Origin of the sequence: Apibacter muscae, assembly GCF_007845595.1 — a bacterium.
GTDB classification, from domain to species: Bacteria; Bacteroidota; Bacteroidia; order Flavobacteriales; family Weeksellaceae; genus Apibacter; species Apibacter muscae.
This window is the reverse complement of record NZ_SELI01000023.1, coordinates 118,038-142,983: the sequence shown is the minus strand read 5'-3', so window position 1 is coordinate 142,983 and position 24,946 is coordinate 118,038. Positions and strand designations below refer to the sequence as shown.

Below are 24,946 nucleotides of genomic sequence, written 5' to 3'. Positions count from 1 at the left end.
TAATTAAGTATAAATTTAAATTATACGAGTTCTCCGTATAAATCAAAATCCTCTGCTTTAGTAATTTTTACATTCACAAAACTTCCTGGAGATAAATATAGGTCTTTAGCGGTGATAAGTACTTCGTTATCCACATCTGGAGAATCATACTCTGTTCTACCCACAAAATACTCTCCCTCTTTCCTATCAATGATGCATTTGAAATTTTTTCCAATCTTTTCTTGATTGAGTTCCCATGAGATTTGAGATTGTATTTCCATGATCTGATTTACTCTCTCCATTTTTTCTTTATCTGAAATAGAATCATCCAATTGGTATGCGGTGGTATTTTCTTCGTGTGAATAGGTAAAGCATCCCAAGCGATCAAATCTTTGTTCTTTTACCCACTCTTTTAATTCTTCAAAATTCTCTTTAGTTTCACCAGGATATCCTACAATTAAGGTAGTTCTTATAGCCATATCCGGGACTATAGTCCTAAATTCATTCAATAAACGATTAGTTTTCTCCTTATTGGTACCTCTTTTCATTGAAGCCAAAATACTGTCAGAAATATGTTGCAATGGAATATCTAAATAGTTGCAAATTTTAGTTTCATCTTTCATTAGTTCTAATACATCGTGTGGAAAACCTGTTGGAAAGGCATAATGCAAACGAATCCACTCAATTCCATCTACTTTTACCAATTCTTTAAGAAGATCTGCTAAAGCTCTTTTTTTGTATAAATCTAAGCCGTAATAGGTAAGATCTTGTGCTATTAATATTAATTCTTTTGTTCCACCTTTTGCTAGAGCCTGAGCTTCCTTAACAAGCTTTTCAATAGGGGTTGAAATATGTTTTCCTCTCATTAAAGGAATAGCGCAGAAGCTACAAGGTCTATCACAACCTTCCGCAATTTTTAAGTAGGCATAGTGCCTTGGGGTTGTCACCAATCTTTCTCCGACCAGTTCGTGTTTATAATCTGCTCCTAAAGCTTTTAATAATAATGGTAATTCACGAGTTCCGAAATATTGATCTACATTGGGAATTTCTTTTTCCAAATCAGGTTTATATCTTTCTGAAAGACAACCGGTCACAAAAACTTTTTCTATAAATCCTTGCTCTTTTTTCTCCACACATTCTAAAATAGTATTTATACTCTCTTCTTTTGCATTGTCTATAAATCCACAGGTATTAATCACAACAACATCTCCCTTTTGCTCATGAACCACTTCCTTATTATTTGCTTTAAGCTGATTAATTAACACTTCAGAATCATATACATTTTTAGAACATCCTAAAGTTATGATGTTAATTTTTTTCTTACCTATTGATTTTGTTCGCATGATTTATTAAGTAAAAATACTTTTTAAAGAATTTATTAAGATTTAATTTTTTTATTATGAGAGGTTGGACGATTCATTATAAATTTTCACAAATATATAAATGAAATTAGTAAGATACCATTTGCAATATAAAAAAACACTTTATTGTTCAAGTCCTTCCAAACATTCTACCAATTTTTTTGTTAATTCTTTCCTATGATATTTTTGAGTTGAATTAACTTTATTTGACGTTAAATTATTTTTCCACTTAAAGTATTCTTCAAGTATAAATGACTTTAAATTATCATAATCATTAAAAGTAAAATGTTCTCCAGCTTGGGTTTCCTGAAGAATTTTTTTTACATCTGAATCTTTATACCCCAAAGATAAAATTGTTTTATTGGTGGCTAAATATTCAAACAACTTACCCGGTATAATACCTTTGGATTTCTCTTCTGGAAAATTGGTTATAAGTAATAAATTTGATTGATTCATTTCTAGGATTGCTTCCTCGTGAGAGACATAACCAAGAATAGTAGTATGGTCTTTTAAAGAACTATGCTTAATATTTTCAAGAATAGAATCCGCTATTTTTCCTACAAATCTTAGTCGAAAATCCTTATTAAAATTTTCATCACTCAAAAGTATATCCTGTAAAACTTTCCATAAATTGGTAGGGTTTCTCAGTGTTTCCAACATTCCAACATAGGACAAGGTAAATAATGAAGTGGATTGATATGATTCTTGGATTTCTGTATCAAAACCGTTGGTAATACAAGATACTTTCTTTGCTCCTAATTTTTCAAAATTAACTTTATCGGTATAACTGGTGGAAAGAATAAGATCTGCTTTTTGCAAAACTTTCTTTTCTAGAAATTTATGTTTCTTATCTGCCCATGAGGTTAGTTTTAACTGAGAATAATAAGAAATTTGTGTCCACGGATCTCTAAAGTCGGCAATCCATTTCAATAGAGGAAATTTTTCTTTTAATCCTAAGCCTATCAAATGCATACTATGCGGTGGACCTGTAGTGACTAAATAATCAATCTCATAATTGTTTAAAAATTTTTCTAAAAAGTTTATGGATGGCTGAATCCAAAACTTTCTTGCATCTGGTATGAAAAAATTTCCTCTAATAAATACGGATAACTGAGAAATTAATCCTTCTTTTTTTTCTGTTTCAAATTGCCCTGCCTTATAGTCCTTATTCTTTTTGCTTATCTTTTCAGCAATTTGATAAGGTTCCCATATTCTATTTTTTAAGATTTTTACCTTTGAAGATATTTCTTTTTTCAATGAATCATCTAATATAGGATAAGATGGGTTTTCTGGTATATAAACAAATGGTTCATACCCATATTCAGATAAATATTTTGTGAATTTTAACCACCTTTGAACTCCTGGCCCTCCTGCCGGTGGCCAATAATAGGAAACGATTAAAATTTTTTTCATTTATCCGCACATAATATTAAGAATGAACTGATTGTTTTTTTTTCTTCTTCCAAGTATCCCAAAATAAAAATCCAGCGCTTAAAAGAATGAAAATTATAAATGATATTTGCGTGATCGTTTTGCCTTTATGAATAACCGGAGGATCAAATTTAAATACAATGGTATGTGTACCTTTTGGAATCTTTAATGCTCTTAAAAGATAATTTACCGGATAAATGGTAGCCGGATTACCATCAATGGTAGCCGTCCAACCGTATGGATAATAAATCTCTGAAAAAACTCCTAGCTGTTCGTTGGCATTATACGATTTATAAGTTAGTTGATTGGGTTGATACTTTTCTAAAGTTATAGTTCCTTTTAAAGAATCCTTAGGTTGAGAAATATTTAATTCTTGTTGATATTTACGGTTTACAATGGCTTGTTTTTTATTATTAATTTTTGCCAATTGACTTATTTCTTCGTCCGCATTATTAACAAAAACAAGATCATTTACAAACCAAGCATTCCCATTATTATTGGGATTAGGAATCGGACGTATGATTGAATCAGCGGTAATGATGTATTTAGTATTCAACATATCCAAAATTGGAAAATTCAAACTATCCGTAAGATAAAAGTCAATTACATCTTGGTAACGTCTTAATTTTGCACCGTGATAACCTCCAATGGATTGATGAAAATAAGAAGTATTCGTTTCGTTGAAGGGACTTAATAATAGATTATAAATTCTATAATTGGAAGGATCTTTTTCTTTTATTTCTTCCAATACTTGATTGACAGGTATTACATTTAAAATTCTTGCTAAACTTGGATCATGTTCTGCTCTTTGAATTTGTTGTTCTGAGGCTTGGGTTGGAAATGGATTTTTATAAAGTGATTTTTCTACAAAGTTATCATCATTCAAATAACGTTTATTTACTCCCCATAAGTCTAACAATGATAAGATAGCTAAGGATAATACCAAATAATCTGATTTCAATTTATTTAACAGTGAAACGTATAGTATTCCTCCTGTAAATATGACAAATATTAAAGTTCTTAATACATCTTTTTGAAATAGACTAAATCTATCTTCTTTAATAGCTTCCAGAATGGAAGTACTAATATATTCCCCTTCTAATTTTGTATGAAAACTAAACAGGTGAAGTCCAAACAAATATAATATCAATAGTCCAAGTACAATAATACCAGAACTAACTAATAAAACTTTTTTCTTATATACTGATTTTAAAGTTTTATCATTAAAATAAGCGTAAAGACCCAGCAATGCAAGTAAAGGGATTGTAAATTCTGCAATGACTAATGCAGACGAAACTGCTCTAAATTTGGTATAGAATGGAAAATACTCAATCATAAAATTCGTAAAAATTCCAAAATTTTTACCCCATGCCAATAAAAAGCTTAGTAGTGTAGCAAAGACTAACCACCATTTGTATTTCCCACTATAATAAAATAAAGCAAGTATAGCCAAAAAAATCACTACTGCACCTTGATAAGCCGGACCTGAGGTGCCGGGTTGTTCACCCCAATAAGAACCGTTGAATGCTCTTTGAAATTGCTGATATTCCTCTTCTGACTTAATGTTTTGCTGCAAAGCAGATTGTAAATGATTAGGTTTAAAACCCTTTTCATTATTTCCGCCTCCCATAAAATTTGGAACAAACAAATTTGCCGTTTCCAAAATGCCATAGCTCCAATGCGTAATATAATCCGTATCTAATCCTTTAACGGAGGATGTTGGATTTTTATTTATGGTTAATTCAGATTTACCTCTTGTAGTTTCTTTAGAATATTCATAGGTTGAAAGTAAGCGAGATGAATTCATACCTATAGCTAAAAATAAACCTATGATCAATAAACCAGTTGAAATTGCAAAGGATTTATAGGTCTTATATTTTATAGTTTGAATAATTTCAACAACTGCAAATATTCCCAAAGCTAAAAAAAGATAGTATGTCATCTGAGGATGATTCGCCGCTATTTGTAAGGATAAAAATAGGGTAGATAAAATAAAGCCCCAAACATACTTTTTTTGATATAATAAATATACACCAGCTACAAATGGAGCAAAATAAGCAATGGTATGTACTTTTGCATTATGTCCAGCACCAATGATGATAAAAAAATAAGTAGAAAAAGCAAACATTGCACTTCCTAGCAGAGCATATTTCCAGTTCTTTAACCAAACCATGCCTAAAAGAAAGAATCCGCTAAGGAGTAAAAATAGATAGCTGGCAGGTGTAGGAAAATATCGAAGAATACGATCTATACTTTTAATTATGTCTGAAGGATAGTTAGCTCCCATTTGATAGGTCGGCATCCCTCCGAACATGGAATTACTCCAATAAGTATCTTCTCCATGTATCTTTCTATATTCTTCCAATTCATGCGCTCCGCCTTTGTAATGAATAATATCGGGTTGAGAGATATATTTGTTAGACAAAAGCGGTGTAAAGTATGCAAATGAAATAATTGCAAATAAAACAAGACAGCCTAAAATAGGAAATAAATTATTTTTTTTCATTTTCGTTAGAATCTATTTCTTCATAATCAATGGTTTCAGCATCCCAATTTATATCTGAGGTTTTAGACTTTTGGTTTTGTTGTTTGTACTGGGATTTTGTTTGATTATTTGTATTTCTATGATTTGTTTTAATAGTAGTTTTAGTAAAAAATTGATTTAAAAATTTAAATACAAAATAAGCAACAACAACAAAAAATATGAATTCAAATAATTTCGCCATTATTTATTTGCTTTTTAAATGTTAATTTATATAAATATTTGTAACCACTTTATTCGTCATCTTTTGGTAGTCTCCATCTTTACTAGCCGTTTGACTTTCAGTTACAGATGTTGTTAAAGTACCTTTAGAAACCCAACCAGACTTTATATCTAAACTTATTTTCCCGCTTTGAGAGCCTGTTAAACTAGCCTTTAAGCTTACACCATCTTTTTTATCAGATTGCGATTGGGAGGGTATATCTGCGTATAGTTTTACAACGGCTGTATTAGTATCTACCCTAACTAATTGATTGTATCCTTTCCCTTTCATGGCTGGATCGTTGTTCCATTTACCTCCAACTTTAACCCCTTCTGCAGGGAATTTCATAAGGCTATTTTCAAATTGAGCTTTGAATACATTCTCATTAACACCTTTTTTAAAATCGTTTATAAACTCTGTTAACTCTTTCCCCTTTAAGTCATTCTTAACAGCATTTTTAGCTTTATCGTAGATACTTTCAAAACCACTTACTTGTAAAATGGATCCGTTAATATTCATTTTTATAATAAATGATAATTCGCTAATGGCTTTATACATTTTCCATAGGCGCGCTTGTTCTGGATTTGTGGGTTGTTTTCCATTGGTATCCAAAATGGTTTGTTGCTTTCCGTCTGCCTTCATAATTAATTTTCGACCTCCCATTTTTACTTGAAGGGTATATACCCCATCTGTAAAATCTGAGACTGTAAAACTTAAAGGCTCAATAGATTCCTGTACGAGTGGCTTACTAGTCTCGTTTACAGTTTTTTTCTCTCCATTTTCATCTTTTCCAGACGCTGATAAAGTTTGTGTTTGGGTGTTTACTTCTCTTATATTAAAATTATAGGTTTTGCCTTTTTCTAAATTATAAACTAGGTGGTATGCACCATCAGAACTTTGATAAATTCCTGTTAAATTCTCCGTAGAAGGTTGTTCTAAAACGTTAATTAATGGTGTAGCAGGAGAATTAAAATGAGTTAGGCTATCACCTTTTGTTGTATTAGAATTTTGAACAGAAGTATCTATTAATTTAGATTCTTCTTTATTCTTACAAGAAACTATAGTTAAAACTAAAGCTGAAATTACAGACAATACTGTAAGAGATTTTTTCATTGGATGAAATTTTTCGCAATTTAACAAGATAATTTATAAATATATGAGTTAAATACACAAAACCTGCCAATATTTAACATGATTTTAGGAATTATTTTTTACTAAAATTTCTTTAATCTTTCATTTAAGAACTTTAAATATAATATTTAATTATCACACATTTATATATATAAAATTTATTTTTGTGAAATATAAAAAAAGCATATTTAAAATTGGAAGGAATAAATTTATTAGATAAAAAAGTTCAGGAATATATAAATGAACATATAAATACAGATTTAGTAGAACTAAGAATGAAAAAATCTCCTTTTGAAAACATTAGTTCTTTACAGCTGGTGCAGCAAATACAAGGGAAAAGAATTGCTCAAAAAAAATTCCCCATATTATATAATAATCATCAAATTATATATCCTCCCCATTTAAATTTAGAACAAGCTTCGTCACAAAGTACAGCTTTATTTAAACAAAAGATTTTTGAGGGAAAAATTGGTGCGGATTTAACTGGTGGAATGGGAATAGATACTCTATTTCTCTCTGAAAATAGGGATAAGTTTTACTATGTAGAACCCAATCTAAATTTATTTAATATTACCAAACATAATTTTAAGGTATTAAAGAAAGATAACATTGTTCTAGAGAATTGTTCCGCTGAAGAATTTATATCAAAGCAAAAGCCTGGTTTAGATTTTATTTTTATGGATCCTTCTAGAAGAGATGAAAATAAGAATAAAAAAATATTGATTGAAGACTTATGTCCAAATGTTATGGAGATTAAAGAACAATTATGCAAACTAGCTCCGTGCGTTTATATTAAGCTTTCTCCTTTATTAGATTTAAAAAGAAGTATTGAATTACTTCCTATCCAAAAAATTTATATTATTTCTGTTAAAAATGAAGTGAAAGAGTTAATACTTAAATTACATATCAATAGTTATTCTAACAACCCAGAAATTCATTGTATCAATTTAGAATCTAATCAACCCATTTTTAATTTTAATTATAATGAAGAAAATAGATACTTGTGCTCTAAATTGTCCGTTCCAAAGAAATATCTTTATATGCCTAATGCTTCCATATTAAAATCTGGAGCATTTAAATTATTAGGAAATTCTTATCAATTAGACAAATTAGACAATAATACACATATTTATACTTCAGATATAAAGCTTGAAAACTTTCCAGGTAGAATTTTTAGAATTATTGATCTAAATTTCCAACCTAATAAATATGATGAGAAAAAGTTTAACATCATTACAAAAAACTATCCTTTGAATATTGATGAAATTAAAAAAAAATATAAACTGTTGGAGGGTGGAAATTTATACTTAATTTTCTTAAAAGCAAAAAACAAAACTTATAAAATTGTGTGTTCTCTTGTATAATATTAGTTTGGCAATTTATTTGTTAGTTGGATAATAAAAAATTATGAAAATAAAATATATATTTCTTTTATTGATAGTATCTATAGCCGGAATTTTGTTTTACACAAATCCTTCAAAACCTGTAGTAGATAATTTTATTAAACAAAAATTTATTTCTGTTTTTAATAATAAGGTTTCTCAGGAAATTAGCCAATCCAATGATCCTAAATTACGCTTATTGGCTAATTTGGGTAAAAATTTACTACCTCTAGCCGGTGATCAATGGATAAAAGAGAAGATTGATAGCAGAATAAGAAACAAAAATTATTATTTGCTTACTGTCATTGAATTAAATTATAGAGATCAGTGGAATCCCATAGGGATTGGAATTTTTAATAGAGTTTTTTTATTCCCTAAAGTTGAAGAAGAAATTAATAACTTTGATTTTAAAGAGGAATTTAATAAACTATTACATTAAAGGATTTAGTTTTAAATTATTTCAAATAAAAAACATTAAATGGTAACCATTTAATGTTTTTTATTGCTTTAATGATAGCCAATATTTATGATAAAATTTAACTATTTGGAGTTGAACTTTGATTTATATATGTAATAGATAAAAATTAATAAATTTATTACACAAAAAATTACAGAAAAATAAATAAGTATTTGATCATTCCCATCGCTTAATTTATGATGTAGGTAGGTTAAGATCATTAGAATTATGCTGACAAAAATCCCACAATAAGAGGTGATTGTATAGCTTTTTCTTCGGTCGTTATCTGTATCTTTTACAGCCATTATACTTTTCTTAATTCCGTACCATAAGTAAATATCGAAGCCTAATATCATCCAAATAACCAATCTTATCCATGTATCTAAAGGTAATGAAACCATTAATCCAAAACAGGTCAAAACACCTAAAATTGGTATTAGTGGTACTAGAGGAGTTTTAAATCCTCGGGGTGCATTAGGATTTTTCTTTCTTAATACAATAACTCCTATACAAACCAAAACAAATGCAAACAAAGTACCAATGCTCGTCATTTCACTTATTACGCTTCCCGGTATAAATCCAGCACAAGCACTAATAAATACCATGAATATAAAATTAGATTTTACAGGTGTTTTAAATTTGGAATGGGTTTGTGAAAAAATCTTTGGAATTAAACCGTCTTGGCTCATGGAAAAAAACACTCTACTTTGACCTAAAAGCATCACTAGAATAATGGACGAAAAACCTAGTAATACGGAAAATACAATAAATATATTGAGCCATGGGTAGGCAGGAATTATAGTTCCATCAGCTCCTATATTTCCCATTTGATTGATTGCTATAACTACAGGGGCTAAAGATTCTGTACCAGCATTGCTAAATTCTGTATAATTAACTATCCCTGTCATAACATAAGCAAATGTTATATATAAAATAGTACAAATTAATAGCGAACCCAATATACCTATAGGCATATTTTTCTTAGGATTTTTAGCTTCTTGTGCTGCTGTTGATACGGCATCAAAACCTATATAAGCAAAAAACATTATTCCGGCAGCTCTTAATATTCCACTCCAGCCAAAATCTCCAAACTTACCGGTGGTATTGGGTGGTACTAAAGGGGTTAAATTTTCAGGATTAATATATTTAAAACCTAAGGCAATAAATATTAATACAATAGAAACTTTAAGTATAACTATAAAATTATTGAATGAAGCAGACCCCTTAGTTCCTCTCATTAAAACCAATGACATAGCAATTACAATAAAGGCAGCAGGTAGATTTATAATTCCTCCTTCAAAGGGTGTTTTTAATAATTCTACAGGGAAATGAATATTAAAACTCAGTAAAAATTGATTAAAATACCCTGTCCAACTAGAGGCAACTGCAGCAGATGCAACAGAATATTCTAAGACTAAATCCCAACCAATAATCCAAGCTATAAATTCTCCCATTGTAGCGTAGGAATAAGTATAAGCACTTCCTGCAACCGGTATCATGGAGGCAAATTCAGCGTAGCATAATCCAGCAAAAGCACATCCTATAGCCGCAATTAAAAAGGAAATCATAACTCCCGGTCCAGCATAATCCCCAGCAGCTTTTCCAGTAACGGAAAATAATCCTGCACCAACAATGGCTCCAACTCCCAAAGCAATTAAAGCTATGGGCCCTAAAGATCTCTTTAGATTTGATTTTGTGCCAGACTCTTCGATTATATTTTCAATGGGTTTTCGTTTGAATAACATATTAAGGCTTAATTATTTGTTACAAAAATATTTAAAAAATTAATAATAATTGCAATCTTTAAGTACTTTAATAATAATATTTGACTTTTTATATATAAATGAAAATCATGAATTAAGAATTTTTTCTATTTTTAAATTCATATATTTTAATATATAATAAAATATATGAAAATTAACTTCATGGAAAAATAAATATATATATCTAAGTATCATTAATTTAAATACTTAGATATGAGATTAAAAATTGAGATTTATAAGTATAAATAATGGCAAAATCTTGATAGATATTTGCCTAATAATTCTTTTATATATTTTATAAGAGTTTTGCCGATTCTTTATCTAAAAACCAATATAAAAATCCATTAGAAGGATTCACTTTTGCCGCAGGATATAATGTTTCAGAAGCAGATCTATTCTTTATAATTTCACTAACCTTTTCAGCTTTGTCTTTTCCTGTTACTAAAAAAGCAACGTGTTGTGCATTATTAATAACCTTTCCGCTAAGACTTATTCTTTGCATTCCTGTTTCAGGATGTTTAGCTACAACGCAATCATTTTCACTATTCCACAAATTCATTTGATCTGGAAATATGGATGCGGTATGACCATCATCCCCCATTCCTAATAGAATTAATTCAAAACAAGGAGTATTTTTATAAACTGCCAAATTACTATTTAAAAGTTTAGCGTATCTCTGGGCCTCAATAGTAGGATCATTTTCCCCTTGTATTCTATGAATATTTTGGTTTTGAATTTGGTGAATATTCTTAAACAAATATTTTTCAGTCATTCCATAATTACTCATTTCATTGTCGGGTGGAACGCATCGTTCATCTCCCCAATAAAAAGTAATTCTTCCCCAATCTAATTTTAGATTTTGTTTATTATTTTGAGACCAATAATTAAATAACTGTTTTGGCGTAGAACCACCGGATAAAGATATATTTATATGTGGATATACGGAAAGTAAATTTTGTAAGAACTTAGTGAAATTTTCACTAAGTTCATCAGATGTATTAAATATTTGAATATTTTCTTTTATCATAATTCACAATAATTTTCATCGTTGGACAAGTTTTTACATGGATAGCGAAAAGATTTATTTTCTCCTTCAATTAATCGATCTGCATTTTCAGGCCCCCAAGAACCTGCTGGATATCCGTAAAGCGGAGCTTCGGTATTATTTTTCCAAAAGTCTAACAACGGTTGAACAAATTTCCAAGTGGCTTCTAAAGCTCCACTATCAATATATAGTGTAGGATCTCCCATCATACAATCTAACAATAAACGTTCATATGCATCAGGCAAATAAACATTATGCAGTTGCGAGTAATGAAAATCCATATTTACGTTTTTAACTCTATAACCACTACCAGGAATTTTCATTTTAGTTTGAAACGATACTCCTTCATCCGGCTGTATTCTTAGAATTAATTGATTGTCATTGTTCTTATGAATTTCTTGTCCTGGAAATAAGTTTTGTGGAGCAGGGCGAAAATGTATAACAATTTCTGAAACTCTGGTTGGTAATCTTTTTCCTGTTCGAATGTAAAACGGAACATCTGCCCATCGCCAATTATCAATAAATAGTTTTAAAGCTACATAAGTTTCAGTTCTTGAATCTTTGGCTACGTCTTTTTCTTCTCTATATCCTTTATAATAATTTCCATTCGTATTTGAGGGTAGATATTGTCCACGAACTACATTTTTAAATAAATCATCGTCTTTCATAGGGCGAAGAGCCTGAAAAACTTTTAGTTTTTCATTTCTTATGGAGGTTGCATCAATAGACATTGGTGGCTCCATAGCTACAAGTGCTAACAATTGCATGAGGTGGTTTTGAACCATATCTCTTAATGCTCCTGAATGATCGTAATATCCTCCTCTATTTTCAATACCTATACTTTCAGCGGCTGTTATTTCAACGTGATGAATATAATTTCTATTCCAAAGGGGTTCATAAATTCCATTTGCAAATCGTGTGACTAATAAATTTTGTACGGTTTCTTTTCCTAAGTAATGGTCTATTCTATAGATCTGTTCTTCTTTATAATCCTCTTTTAAAATAGAATTGAGCTCAATGGCAGATTTTAAATTTGTTCCAAACGGTTTTTCAATTATAATTCTTCTAAAGCAATTATTTTCAATATTTAATCCTTCGGCAGCTAAATATTTTGGTATTACTCCATAAAGTGATGGAGGAGTAGATAGATAAAATATATAGTTTCCTTGTGTATTTTCATTTTTATCAATTTCGTCCAATCTTAAAGTCAACTGGGAATAGTCTTTAGATTCTGCTGTATTGATAGGTAAATAATGTAAAATATTACAAAATTTATTTAGCTCATCTTCATTTTCAGGCTTAAGTCCCGAAAATTTCAAGATTCCTTCTTTCATTTTTTCACGAAATGAATCGTCTGTAAATGGTGTTCGAGAAACTCCCAGAACAGAAAATTTTTCTGGTAAAGAATTTTGCTTATAAAGATCAAAGATTGCTGGAATTAACTTTCTATATGTTAAGTCTCCTGATGCGCCAAAAATAATTAATATCTGATTGGCAATTTTGTTAGTCGGCATGCTAATAAATTATGTTTTAAATGTAGCTGTAAAATTTATTTTTAATCTTTTTTAATCTCATGACCTCCAAACTGATTTCTCATAGCCGCTAGTAATTTCATTGCAAAAGATGATTCTTGCCTAGAAGCAAATCTTGTAAATAGAGATGAAGTAATTACATGTGCCGGTACATTAAATTCCATAGCTGCTTCTACAGTCCATCTACCTTCTCCACTATCTTGAACGTAATCCTTAATGCCATCTAAATTTTCATTGCCATCTAAAGCATTACCAATAAGCTCTAATAACCAAGATCTTACTACGGAACCTTGCATCCAAACACGAGAAACTTTTTCTAAATCCACATTATAAGGGGAATTTTTCATAATCTCAAAACCTTCTGCATAGGCTTGCATCATTCCATATTCTATACCGTTATGAATCATCTTAACCATATGCCCAGAACCTACTTCTCCACAACGTAAATATCCATTTTCTGGGGCTAATGATTTGAATATAGGCTCAGCAAAATCGCAAGGTTCTTTTTCACCTCCATACATTAAACAATAACCATTTTGAAGTCCCCATACGCCTCCACTTGTACCGCAGTCTAAATAATAGATTCCTTTTTCTTTTAATTTTTTTCCTCTACGAATTGAATCTTTCCAAAAACTATTTCCACCATCAACAATAATATCCCCTTGATCCAGTAATGTAAGCAGTTCATCAATATTTTCATCTACAGGTTTGCCTGCAGGTACCATTAACCATACTAATTTTCTGCCTTCTAGTTTATCAACAAGATCTTTTACGCTATTTGCTGGTATTGCTCCTTTCTTACATACATCGTCAATTTCTTTTTGTGTAAGATTGTAAGCTACAACTTCATGATTTTGATTTAATAATCGCTCTACCATTTTCCCACCCATCTTACCAAGACCTATAAATCCTATTTTCATAATTTATATTTGCTTTAATTTTTATTTGTAATACAAGTTAACAAAAATCATGCATATAAAATATGAATTCAAGTAACTTTTTTTATAATCTTATATTCAAAAAAATTGAATTTTTATAAATTATATTAATATTTTAAAATAAAAAAGTCTAACATTGTAATGTTAGACTTTACGATATATATGATTCGTTTATTTAATCCAATTCGGTTTTAATAATATTTTGTGATCTTTCTGGTCCTACAGATATTAAATGAATTTTAATTCCTAAAAAATCTTCAATAAATTGCAAGTAATTCTGAGCTGCTAGTGGTAAATCTTCAAATTTTTTAATTTTTGAAATGTCTTCTTTCCAGCCTTCTAAATCTGTATATGTTGCATTATATTTAGATAATTCTTCAGTCGTTGAAGGAAATTTATCAATATTATCTCCTTCTGGAGTTTTGTAAGATGTACATACTTTAATATTATCAAAACCACTTAAAACATCTAGTTTTGTAATAACTAAATGAGTTATTCCATTAATCATACAGGAATAACGCAATGCAACTAAATCTAGCCATCCGCATCTACGAGGACGTCCGGTTGAAGCTCCATATTCATGACCTACCTTTCTCATTTGCTCACCGGTTTCATCTTCTAATTCTGTAGGGAAGGGACCATTTCCTACTCTAGTGCAATATGCTTTTGATACTCCTATTAAATTTTTCAGACGGGTGGGTGGAACACCTGTACCTATGCTAACACCTCCTGTAGTTGGAGAGGATGAAGTAACATAAGGATAGGTTCCAAAATCTACATCTAGCATTAAGGCTTGAGCTCCTTCAAATAAAACATTTTTATTTTCACAGATAGCTGTATTTAATTCATACTCACAATCAATAATTCTAGGCTTTAATTTATCAGAAAAGTCTAAATATTGATTATATATTTCTTGAAAGGACAATGGCTCTTTATCAAATAATTTTTCGAACAAGGCATTTTTTACAATTAAGTTTTGTTTAATTTTTTCTTTTAAAATATCTTTATTTAAAAGATCGATTGCCCTTATTCCTACTCTTGCTACTTTGTCTTCATAACAAGGTCCTATACCTCTTTTGGTAGTGCCTATAGGTGTATTGCCAACTGCTTCCTCTCTATATGTATCTAATAATATATGATAAGGCATAATTATATGTGCTCTACTGCTAATAAATACATGATCTGCTGACAATCCTTTTTTTTCAATTTGAGAAATTTCATCTAAAAATGCTTCTGGATTTACGACAACACCATTTCCGATAATACATTTACCTTTGCATTGCAATACTCCTGAGGGAAGAAGGTGTAAAACAAATTTATTTTCTCCTACATATACAGTGTGACCAGCGTTATTTCCTCCTTGATATCTAACTACATAATCCGATTTCTCTGCTAAAACATCAGTAATTTTTCCTTTTCCTTCGTCGCCCCATTGCAGACCGACAACAACGTACGTTGACATATTGGTTGAATTTTGTTTGTTATCTTAATTTTTAATAGGAAAGAAATTATTTTAGTTGGGTTCTTTCCTTACAAAATTAATAGAATATTATTAATTATAATTAGTTTAATTTAAAAAATTAAAAAACGTAAATTTATCTTGTTACATACTTACCATAGGGTAATTTACTAAGTAAATATAGCACTAAAATTGAAAAAAATATTGTACAAATGAATGTTATTGGTATGGATAGATAAGGATTAAAAGAATAATATGCTAATCCAGCTTTAGCAAGTAAATCCATAATAAGCACATGAATTAAATAAATTCCAAAACTATAATTATTAACTATAGACAAAAGTCTTATTTTTTTATTTAAATACGGTATATATAAAAATAATAAAAATATAGAAATTGTTTGTAGTAAATCCCAAGGTTTAATTTTTTGAATAGGTGAATTTTTAATAATTGAAGAATAATATGTATCTATACAAATAATCAAATACGAAATTAAAAAGACTGAAATAAGTATTAAAAAATAAAATCTTTTTTTCCCATCAAAATTAAACTTATTGTTTGTTAAATAATATCCTAAAACTAAATATCCAAGAGATTCTGAAAAAAAACTAATATTGACATCTGTTTTTAGAAAATCAATAGGTAAATTTTGTATTAAATAATTTAATAAACATATTAAAAGAAAATATAGTTGTTCTTTTTTATTGCTATTAATAATCCATTTGTTAAAAATTGGAAAGATTAAGTATATTCCAATTAACATATATATGTACCACATCTGATATGATGCACCGTATGCCAATTTATTTTGAACATAATCTAATATAAATTTTAAATTGAGTTTAGATGAGTCTTTATATATAATTCTAACTAAATTATATATAATATATATTATACTCCAAAAAATAAATGGGAATAGTATTCTTACTAATCTTCTTTTTGTAAAGTTTTTCCAATTATAGTTTTTTCCTAGTATAAGCGCGCCTGTAATCATTATAAAGCATGGAACTGAAAATCTACCTAAATTGATATACAAATTAGAAGCCCACCAATGCATATCAGAAACCTTTCCAAAATTATAAAACATTTGAGATGCAACATGCAACAAGACTACTGCTAAAGTTGCAATTGCCCTTAAATTTTCAATCCAAATAATGTGATAATTATTTTTTAAAATTTTTGCCATTAGGTAAATTATAATATGAATGCATATTAATCTTTACTAACTGGATATTTTTCTGTAAAGCAACCAAAACAATGGTTTTTACTACCTAGAATTTCATAAAGATTTTCAAGAGATAAAAAATCCAGCGAATTAACATTCAAATAGTTTTTAAGCTCTTCTTTAGACTTTTGAGAAGATATTAGATGGGTTTTATCTGGTGTATCTATTCCTAAGTAACAGGGTGCAATAATTGCGGGGGATGCACTTCTAAAATGTATTTCTGTTGCACCTGCTTCTTGAAGAATTTTTACGAGTCTTTTGGACGTTGTACCTCTAACAATGCTATCATCAATTATAATAATTCTCTTCCCTTTTATTTCAGATTCAATAGGATTAAGTTTTAAATTAACAACCCTTTCTCTCATCTCTTGAGTAGGCACAATAAAGGATCTACCAATATAACGATTTTTTATAAGAACAGGCATAAATGGAATTTTAGAAGCTTTTGAATATCCTATAGCAGCAGGAATACCTGAATCTGGAACTCCAATTACTAAATCTGCTTCAACAGGACTTTGCTCGCATAATTTTTCACCACTTTTTTCGCGTACTTTATATACTTCTATATTTTCAATAATTGAATCCGGACGTGCAAAATATATATATTCAAAAGAACATATTCTACGAATTGGATTTTCATAAATCATTTCAGATCTTAATCCATTTTTGTCAACAATTACCATTTCTCCAGGCATTACGTCTCTTAAATATTGTGCTCCTACTCCATCTAAGGCACAGGACTCTGAAGCAAATACATAAGTGTTTTCATCAATTACTCCAATGCACAAAGGTCTAATACCATTGGGATCTCTAAACGCCACTAATTTTTCTTTAGTTAGTGTTAATACAGAAAATGCACCTTTTAAATATTTAGCAGATTCTTTTATTGCATTTTCTAAGCCATTACTTAAATGTTTTTGAAGTAATCGAAGCATTACTTCAGTGTCTGAGGTTGCTAAAAAATTAACGCCTTCTTTTTCTAAACGATTTCTTAATTCATCGATACCAACCAAATTCCCATTATGTACAATGGATAATATAGTTCTATCGTACTCATTTTTAGCAAATAGGGGTTGATAATTGTATCTTTTTTTATCACCGGCAGTTGTATATCGATTATGACCTATGGCAGCATTTCCCTGATAATTTTCAGTATCTTCTACAGATTTGAAAGCATCTAATACCAAGCCGCTTTGTTTAACTGTATATATAGTACCCTCTTTTAAGACCGAAAAACCACAGGCCTCTTGACCTCTATGTTGCAAGGCGAATAATCCAAATTGAACAAGTGAAAATGTATCTATATTTTTAGTAGAATAGACTCCAAATACTCCACATTCTTCTTCTGGAGAATCAAATAAAATATTTTCACTTTTTCTAAATCTATTTCTTTGATAATAATTTTTATCCATTGATTATAAATATTCAAATAACAATTTTAAGACAATAAATAACTGTACTTATAAAAGTAAGCTCAAAATATTTATAGAACTGTTTTAAGTCTATTTAAAATTTCATGGTAGGCATCTTCAACTTTCCCTAAATCTCTCCTAAATCTATCTTTATCTAATTTCTCTAATGTATCCTTGTCCCATAATCTACATGTATCAGGACTAATTTCGTCTGCTAATATAATTTCTCCCTTTGAATTTTTTCCAAACTCAATTTTAAAATCTACTAAGATGATATTAATTTTATCAAATAAATCTTTAATTAACTCGTTTATTTTGTGTGTAATTCTAAAAATTTCATCTAATTCGCTGTAAGTAGCAACTCCTAGTGCAACTGCGTGATCATTATTAATCAATGGATCTTCTAATTCGTCTTTCTTATAACAGATCTCTGTGATTACTACTGGAGATTTAGTTCCTTCTTCTATTGCTAATCTTTTTGCCATGCTACCAGCAATATAATTGCGAATAATAACTTCTAAAGGTATAATTGAAACCTTTTGAACTAACTGTTCTCTATCGCTCAATTTTTTTATAAAGTGTGTAGGAATACCTTTCTTTTGTAAGTATTCAAATAGTAATGTAGTTATTTCATTGTTTATTACCCCTTTATCTGTAATTGACCCTTTTTTCTGAGCATTAAAAGCGGTAGCATCATCTTTATAATGTACAACTACTTTATCTGTATGTTCAGTTGCATAAATTTGTTTTGCTTTGCCTTCGTAAAGAAATTCTTTTTTTTCCATTATTTGAAAGAAATTTTTAACGGTAATTATTATTTTTTATTATTTTTAAAATAATCAACACCATTTTTAAATATGTTGTGATAATTGGCCCCTGGTATATTTTTAATTAGTCCTGAGTTAAATCTTTCTGGATGTCCCATTCTCCCATATATCTGTCCGCATTTACTTGTTATACCTTCAATAGCATAGGTAGATCCATTGGGATTAAATGGCATTTGTAGAGAGGGTTTTCCATTAGAATCAATATATTGGGTAGCTATTTGATCATTTTCTAATAAATTTTCAATTGTTTTATCATTAGCATAAAAACGTCCTTCTCCGTGTGAAACAGGTATAGTAAAAGTTTGATCTTTCATTCCTTTCAACCATGGGCTTCGGTCTGAATGTACTTTAATTGTAACCATTTGTGATATATGCCTTCCTATAAAATTATGGGTAAGAGTTGGCGAATTTTCATCTACATCTTGTATTCTACCATAAGGTAATAAACCAGATTTTATTAAGGCTTGAAATCCATTACAAATTCCTAAAATAAGTCCACCTCTTTCTAATAATCTGTGTACAGCATTTTTTATGCTTTCATCTTTCAAAATTGAAACCATAAATTTAGCAGAACCATCCGGCTCATCTCCAGCAGAAAATCCACCAGGTAACATTAATATATGTGCATCCTGTAATTGAGTTTCAAAATTTAAAATTGATTCTCTAAGAAGATTAAAATTAAGATTGTTAATGATTACAGAACTTACACTAGCTCCTTCTTCTTGAAATACTTGTATGCTTTCGTACTCACAATTCGTTCCAGGAAAAATTGGTATTACTACTTTGGGTTGAATTGAATTTGAGTTACTTTGAATAGTTTTTCCCGAATTCAAATTTTGAATTTTTATTTCTTCAAAATTTTTATCTTGAGATTTATTGGAAATAAATATAGGTTCTAAGGTTTTCTCATAACTTTTTTTAAGTTTAGAAATATTGTATAAAATAGAGTTTACGCTAAATATATCACCACTGGTAACTACTCCTATTTTAGTTAGGTTTGGATGATTAATTTCATTTTTACTCTCAATTAATAATGAACCTACAATACATTTTTTATTTGGAATTTCAACTTTAAAACCTAAATCATTCCCTAATGCCATTTTGGCTAATTCAATAGCGGGATGTGAATTTTTTATGGTTTTTATAGCTTTTACATTTCCTTGAATAACTTGTTGATGTATGAAACTATATACATTTTTCAATTGTTCATAATTAGGCATTTCATCCTCGTTAGCTATATGATCAAATAAATAAATATAATTTCCTTCATTTTTTAATTCAGATGATATTATATTTTCTTTACTACCTACAGAACAAGCAAAAGATATTAATGTGGGCGGTACGTTTATGTCTTTAAACGTTCCTGACATACTATCTTTTCCTCCAATAGCTGGACATTCAAAAGCTAGCTGAGCTTGCAAAGCACCTAATAATGAAGCAAAAGGTTTTCCCCATTTTTCTGGATTATGTCCTAAACGCTCAAAATATTCTTGAAAACTAAATCTTATATTTTTATAGTCTTCTCCTAAAGCTACAATTTTGGCTACAGATTCCACAACGGCATAGGCTCCTCCATGTAATGTGCTTTTTTTAGATATTTCAGGAGAAAATCCCCAAGTGGCAAGGGATACAGTCGTTGTATTACCTTTTAACAATGGAAATGTATGAACACTTCCTTCGGCTGGTGTTATTTGATTTTTTCCTCCGAGAGGCATAAGTACAGTCGTTCTTCCAACAGTACTGTCAAACTTTTCAATCAAGCCCTTTTGTGAACAATGATTTAATGATTTTAATTCGTTTTCAAAGTATTCTTCTGTAAAATTTATTATTTTATTATCAAAAATCTTATCATTAATATTTACTGAAACTTGATTTTCTTTTGTTGCTCCATTACTATCTAAAAATGTTCTTGATAATTCAACTATTTTTTGACCTCTCCAGATCATAGTTAAAGTTTGATCGGACGTTACTTTAGCTGCTTCAACAGCTAAAAGATTTTCCTGCTGTGCGAGATGAATAAATTTATCTACATCTTTAGCCTCTACTACAACAGCCATTCTCTCTTGAGATTCTGAAATTGCTAGTTCAGTTCCATTAAGCCCCTCATATTTAACTGGAAGTACATCCAAATTAATTTCTAATCCTTCTGCAAGCTCTCCAATAGCAACGGAAACTCCACCTGCACCAAAATCGTTACATTTTTTAATTAATTGAGTTACTTCTTTATTCCTAAAAAATCTTTGGATTTTTCTTTCTTGAACAGCGTCTCCTTTTTGAACTTCTGCGCTTAATGTATGAATAGATGTCTCGTCATGTACTTTAGATGATCCTGTCGCTCCTCCTACTCCATCTCTCCCTGTTTTTCCTCCTAAGACAATTATTCTATCACCTTCAACAGGTTTTTCTCTTCTAACCCAATTCTGAGGTACAGCCCCCACAACCATACCTACTTCCATTCTCTTAGCTTTATACCCTTCCTCATATATCTCCGATATATGAGAAGTTGCTAATCCTATTTGATTCCCATAAGACGAATATCCATTGGCTGCTCCTTGTGTTATTTTCTTTTGTGGTAGCTTATCTGGTAAAGTATTATCAAATGCTTCTAATGGATTTCCTGAGCCAGAAATCCTCATGGCTTGATATACAAAAGCTCTGCCACTTAATGGATCTCGAATTGCTCCGCCAATACATGTAGATGCTCCCCCAAAAGGCTCAATTTCAGTGGGATGGTTATGAGTTTCATTTTTAAATAATAGATACCAAGGTTCCTTTTTACCATCCACATCCACATCTACTTTTATAGTGCATGCATTTATTTCTTCTGAAATAACTAGGTCATCCAATTTACCATTTTTTAGAAAATATCTTCCGGCTATAGTTGCTAAATCCATTAATGTGATTGGTTTATTGTCTCTACCCAATTCACTTCTTAAGGATAAATATTTTGAAAAAATTGATTCTAATGTATTTTTAAAATTTCCAACAAAACTTATATTTTTTAATTCAGTCATAAAGGTTGTATGACGACAATGATCACTCCAATAAGTATCTAATACTTTAAGCTCAGTTTCAGTTGGATTTCTATTGATTTGATGAAAATAATTTTGAATAAATTTTAGATCATCAAGGTCAAAAGCGAAATTATTTTCATGATAGAACCTTTCTAATTCTTGTTGATCTAATTGAATAAAATTATCATAAATTTTTACATTAGAAGGAGGTTGTGAATATGAATCTTGTAGAACAGTTAAATCTTTCTCTCTACTATCAACTGGATTAATTAAATATTTTTTTATGGATTGCAGATCAAATGAACCTTTAATGCAATATAATTTCCCTGTTTTAACTTTACAATTTACATTTCCAGTTAATATTGAAATTAATTGTTGTGCTGAATCGGCTCTTTGATCATACTGACCTGGCATATATTCTACGGCAAAACAATCTTCTTGAACAGGAATATTTTCATAACATATGTCGGTAATTTTATCAGAAAATATAGTATTTAAAATTTGAGTATACTCCTTATCTGTTACATTAAAAATATCATAAATGAGATATACTTTTAAATAATTGATAGAATATATGTCTTTTATTTCCGTAAATAATTTTTGGCTTTCAAAGTCAAAATCATTTTTTTTTTCTATAAATATTCTTTTGTTCATTTAATAAATTTCAATCTTTATAATAAAAATAGATTAACTTACAAATGGACAAAAGAATTACCCATTTGTAGTGACAAATTTAAGGTTTGCCGTAGAAACACCCATCCTTATTATGAGCTTATACAAATGATAAATTTAATTTAGGTTGCTTACAAATATACTTTTATTTTTTCCATTTATGGATATATTTAATCATAAATTATTCCAAAAAATTTGAATAAATAGTTACATATCATTTAATAGAAACTTATTATTAAATTATAATAATTAATTTTGATATTTTATGCTTCACGTCCAAAAAAATAAGATATTGAAAAGGCTAAGTTAGTTGTAGAATTTTGTTTGGGATAGAATCTATAAGTATCTGTTAAGCCATAATTATAACGTAGACTAAATTCAAATTTTCTCCTTATACTAATACCAGCACCAATACCTAGAGACAAATCAAACTTTGTAGAACCTCCAAACTCTAAATCATCTAAATATTTATTATTCTCACTTAAAATATATCCAAACTGTGGTCCTGCTTCTATGAAAAATTCGTGATTGGTTTTCATATGACAGGCACATCCCTGTCTAGACATAAATATTTGATCTGGAAAATAATATTTTAACAATAGATTTATGTTTAAATAATTTTGATAAAACTTTATTAAATGATTATCTTTATTTTGTTCGCCCCCTTGTTGGGAATAAAATAATTCAGGTCTAAGAAAAAATCTGTCATTATAATCATTCATAGGAACTTGAGAAAAAAAACCTATCCCTAAACCAAAATTTCTTATTTTTGAATCTTCATGTACATTGGTTACATTCGTGAATTGTAAATTAGTCTTAACACCAAAACGATTTTGAGCTTGAGATTTTACGTTAAAAAAACTTATAACGAATAAATTAAGCAATATGAATTTGTTTTTCATAATATTTGGCAATAATTTCTTTAGTTTGTGGCAAAAATATAATTAAAAAAATAAACATGTGTATATTATTAATTATAATAAAGAATAAATATTATGATTTAAAATTATTTACATTATAAAAATAAATATATTAATTAATAATTTTTAATAAATACCTTCAATTATTGAGTAACAAATAAATTTATATAAGTTTAGATAAATATTTATTATGTTTGTAAACATAAATTTATATATTATAAGATTGTGAAAAATTCAGAAATTATAGATCAATTAAATCAAATTTCTAAGAATACGCTTATAGAAACATTAGGAATTAAATTTATTTCTTTTACAGAAGATAGCTTAATAGCAGAATTAGAAGTATGCTCTAAAGTTTTACAACCTATGAATTTTTTACACGGAGGAACATCTTTAGCATTAGCTGAAACCATAGGTTCTTGCTTGTCTATGACCACTACTAATTTAGATGAAAATTATGTTTTTGGTTCTGAAGTGAATGGTTATCACCTAAAACCAGTTAAAGAAGGTAAAATTATAGCCATAGCTACATTTATACATAAAGGAAGATCAACTCAAGTTATAGAAATTAATATTTTTAATGAAATTGAAGGTAAAAAATTTAAAAATTGTTTTGTTACAATGATTAATAGAATTGTAAAAAAGGACAGAATTAAATAATTAATATTGAGTAATCTGTATGTATAAATTACCATTTGCAATAATACGTTTGCCTAAATGTTCAAAATATTTTCTAATTGAAAATGATAAAAATGGTTCTAATTTATACACTTTCAATTCCTTTAATAATTCTAAACAATATAAACTTTCATATCATAAATTAATTGAAATTGAAAGACCTGAATTTAAAAATTTAAATTTCTCGTTACGCGACAGTGAAGATGTAAAGATTCTAAAGAAAAGTGATTATATCTCGCTAGTAAATAAAACAATTGATAATATTAAAAACAGTAATGCTTTAAAAATTGTAATATCTAGAAATTTATGGCTTCCAAGATTAAATATTAATCCAATTAATTCTTTCTTGGCATTGTGTGATGCTAATCCAAACTCTTTCTGTCATTTAAGTGTGTGGAACAATGACGAGATTTGGATCGGTTCAACTCCTGAAATTTTAGGATATTATAACAACTCTATTTTTAAAACTATGGCATTGGCAGGCACTTTACCCAACAAAAATTCATACCATTGGAGTGAAAAAGAAATTTATGAACAGAAATTAGTTTCTGATTATATAATTCAAACCCTAAAAATTTACTGCGATAATATATCAATATTAGGTCCAGAAACCTATGGTCTTAATCACATTAAACATCTAGTTACTCATTTTTCTTCTCAAATAAAAAATGATAAATCTATATACGAATTAATAAACGCTTTGCATCCTACACCTGCCGTTTGCGGATTGCCTTTAAATTTAAGTAAAAAATTCATTGATGAAAATGAAGGCTATGATAGAGATTTTTACGCAGGATTTATTGGGGTAGAAGATGTTAATTTTAAGCAATATTTTGTAAATCTAAGATGTGGAAAACTATTTAGTAATGGAGCATTACTTTATGTTGGTGGTGGAATTACCGCACAAAGCATCCCTGAAAAGGAATGGTTGGAAACTGAAATGAAATCTAAAATTATCGTTGATTGTTTATTATAA

General features: G+C 29.2%; 19 protein-coding genes and 1 riboswitch. Of the genes, 4 read left to right on the top strand and 15 right to left on the bottom strand.

The window, feature by feature from the left end; all coding sequences use genetic code 11:
* Window positions 1-20: 20 nt before the first annotated feature.
* From rimO to ETU10_RS09415, 5 genes are all read right to left on the bottom strand, one after another.
* Window positions 21-1,322, bottom strand: a complete 1,302-nt coding sequence (gene rimO, locus ETU10_RS09435) for a 30S ribosomal protein S12 methylthiotransferase RimO (protein WP_146311772.1) — start codon at window positions 1,320-1,322, stop codon at window positions 21-23.
* Between the two features lie 141 nt (window positions 1,323-1,463).
* On the bottom strand, window positions 1,464-2,753 hold the full coding sequence (locus tag ETU10_RS09430) for a glycosyltransferase family protein (protein WP_146311770.1): 1,290 nt from the start codon (window positions 2,751-2,753) through the stop codon (window positions 1,464-1,466).
* A gap of 16 nt (window positions 2,754-2,769) precedes the next feature.
* The gene (locus ETU10_RS09425; RefSeq protein WP_146311768.1) at window positions 2,770-5,277 is read right to left on the bottom strand and encodes a YfhO family protein; all 2,508 of its coding nucleotides are present in this window, start codon (window positions 5,275-5,277) and stop codon (window positions 2,770-2,772) included.
* Window positions 5,264-5,497 carry a hypothetical protein gene (locus ETU10_RS09420; protein WP_146263002.1) on the bottom strand — a complete coding sequence of 78 codons (234 nt, stop codon included), beginning with the start codon at window positions 5,495-5,497 and terminating at the stop codon, window positions 5,264-5,266. Before ETU10_RS09420 ends, ETU10_RS09425 begins: the two co-directional genes overlap by 14 nt.
* Before the next feature lie 21 nt (window positions 5,498-5,518).
* Complete coding sequence (locus ETU10_RS09415) at window positions 5,519-6,628, bottom strand: DUF6263 family protein (RefSeq protein WP_146311766.1); 1,110 nt, start codon at window positions 6,626-6,628, stop codon at window positions 5,519-5,521.
* A 212-nt stretch (window positions 6,629-6,840) separates the two neighbouring features.
* Here ETU10_RS09415 and ETU10_RS09410 point away from each other — a divergent pair, with 212 nt between their 5' ends.
* Both ETU10_RS09410 and ETU10_RS09405 read left to right on the top strand, forming a co-directional pair.
* Window positions 6,841-8,010 (top strand): class I SAM-dependent methyltransferase, encoded by a 1,170-nt coding sequence (locus ETU10_RS09410; protein ID WP_146311763.1) that lies wholly within the window; start codon window positions 6,841-6,843, stop codon window positions 8,008-8,010.
* A 43-nt stretch (window positions 8,011-8,053) separates the two neighbouring features.
* Window positions 8,054-8,467, top strand: coding sequence for a hypothetical protein (locus ETU10_RS09405; protein WP_146311753.1), 414 nt, complete (start codon window positions 8,054-8,056; stop codon window positions 8,465-8,467).
* Window positions 8,468-8,568: 101 nt separating this feature from the next.
* Here the strand turns inward: ETU10_RS09405 and ETU10_RS09400 are convergent, their stop codons facing one another.
* The 10 genes from ETU10_RS09400 to ETU10_RS09355 form a co-directional block, all read right to left on the bottom strand.
* Window positions 8,569-10,230 (bottom strand): amino acid permease, encoded by a 1,662-nt coding sequence (locus ETU10_RS09400; RefSeq protein ID WP_146263006.1) that lies wholly within the window; start codon window positions 10,228-10,230, stop codon window positions 8,569-8,571.
* A 313-nt stretch (window positions 10,231-10,543) separates the two neighbouring features.
* Window positions 10,544-11,275 carry a 6-phosphogluconolactonase gene (gene pgl, locus ETU10_RS09395; RefSeq protein ID WP_146311751.1) on the bottom strand — a complete coding sequence of 244 codons (732 nt, stop codon included), beginning with the start codon at window positions 11,273-11,275 and terminating at the stop codon, window positions 10,544-10,546.
* Complete coding sequence (gene zwf, locus ETU10_RS09390) at window positions 11,272-12,807, bottom strand: glucose-6-phosphate dehydrogenase (RefSeq protein WP_146311749.1); 1,536 nt, start codon at window positions 12,805-12,807, stop codon at window positions 11,272-11,274. Before zwf ends, pgl begins: the two co-directional genes overlap by 4 nt.
* Before the next feature lie 41 nt (window positions 12,808-12,848).
* The gene (gene gnd, locus ETU10_RS09385) at window positions 12,849-13,745 is read right to left on the bottom strand and encodes a phosphogluconate dehydrogenase (NAD(+)-dependent, decarboxylating) (protein ID WP_146311747.1); all 897 of its coding nucleotides are present in this window, start codon (window positions 13,743-13,745) and stop codon (window positions 12,849-12,851) included.
* Window positions 13,746-13,938: 193 nt separating this feature from the next.
* On the bottom strand, window positions 13,939-15,225 hold the full coding sequence (locus ETU10_RS09380) for an adenylosuccinate synthase (RefSeq protein ID WP_146311745.1): 1,287 nt from the start codon (window positions 15,223-15,225) through the stop codon (window positions 13,939-13,941).
* Between the two features lie 133 nt (window positions 15,226-15,358).
* Window positions 15,359-16,408: an acyltransferase gene (locus ETU10_RS09375; protein WP_146311743.1), complete on the bottom strand. Its 1,050-nt coding sequence runs from the start codon at window positions 16,406-16,408 to the stop codon at window positions 15,359-15,361.
* A 26-nt stretch (window positions 16,409-16,434) separates the two neighbouring features.
* A complete protein-coding gene (gene purF / locus ETU10_RS09370) occupies window positions 16,435-17,859 on the bottom strand; it encodes an amidophosphoribosyltransferase (RefSeq protein WP_146311741.1) in 1,425 nt (474 codons plus the stop codon).
* A gap of 71 nt (window positions 17,860-17,930) precedes the next feature.
* On the bottom strand, window positions 17,931-18,644 hold the full coding sequence (gene purC / locus ETU10_RS09365) for a phosphoribosylaminoimidazolesuccinocarboxamide synthase (protein ID WP_146311739.1): 714 nt from the start codon (window positions 18,642-18,644) through the stop codon (window positions 17,931-17,933).
* 29 nt (window positions 18,645-18,673) lie between these two features.
* Window positions 18,674-22,354, bottom strand: coding sequence for a phosphoribosylformylglycinamidine synthase (locus tag ETU10_RS09360; protein WP_146311737.1), 3,681 nt, complete (start codon window positions 22,352-22,354; stop codon window positions 18,674-18,676).
* Between the two features lie 48 nt (window positions 22,355-22,402).
* Window positions 22,403-22,500, bottom strand: a riboswitch (purine riboswitch).
* Window positions 22,501-22,635: 135 nt separating this feature from the next.
* Window positions 22,636-23,274, bottom strand: a complete 639-nt coding sequence (locus ETU10_RS09355; protein WP_146263015.1) for a porin family protein — start codon at window positions 23,272-23,274, stop codon at window positions 22,636-22,638.
* 243 nt (window positions 23,275-23,517) lie between these two features.
* Between ETU10_RS09355 and ETU10_RS09350 the strand changes: the two genes are divergently transcribed.
* Entirely contained in the window at window positions 23,518-23,952 is a 435-nt protein-coding gene (locus ETU10_RS09350; RefSeq protein ID WP_246118456.1) for a hotdog fold thioesterase, read from the top strand.
* A gap of 19 nt (window positions 23,953-23,971) precedes the next feature.
* Window positions 23,972-24,946: an isochorismate synthase gene (locus ETU10_RS09345; RefSeq protein WP_146311732.1), complete on the top strand. Its 975-nt coding sequence runs from the start codon at window positions 23,972-23,974 to the stop codon at window positions 24,944-24,946.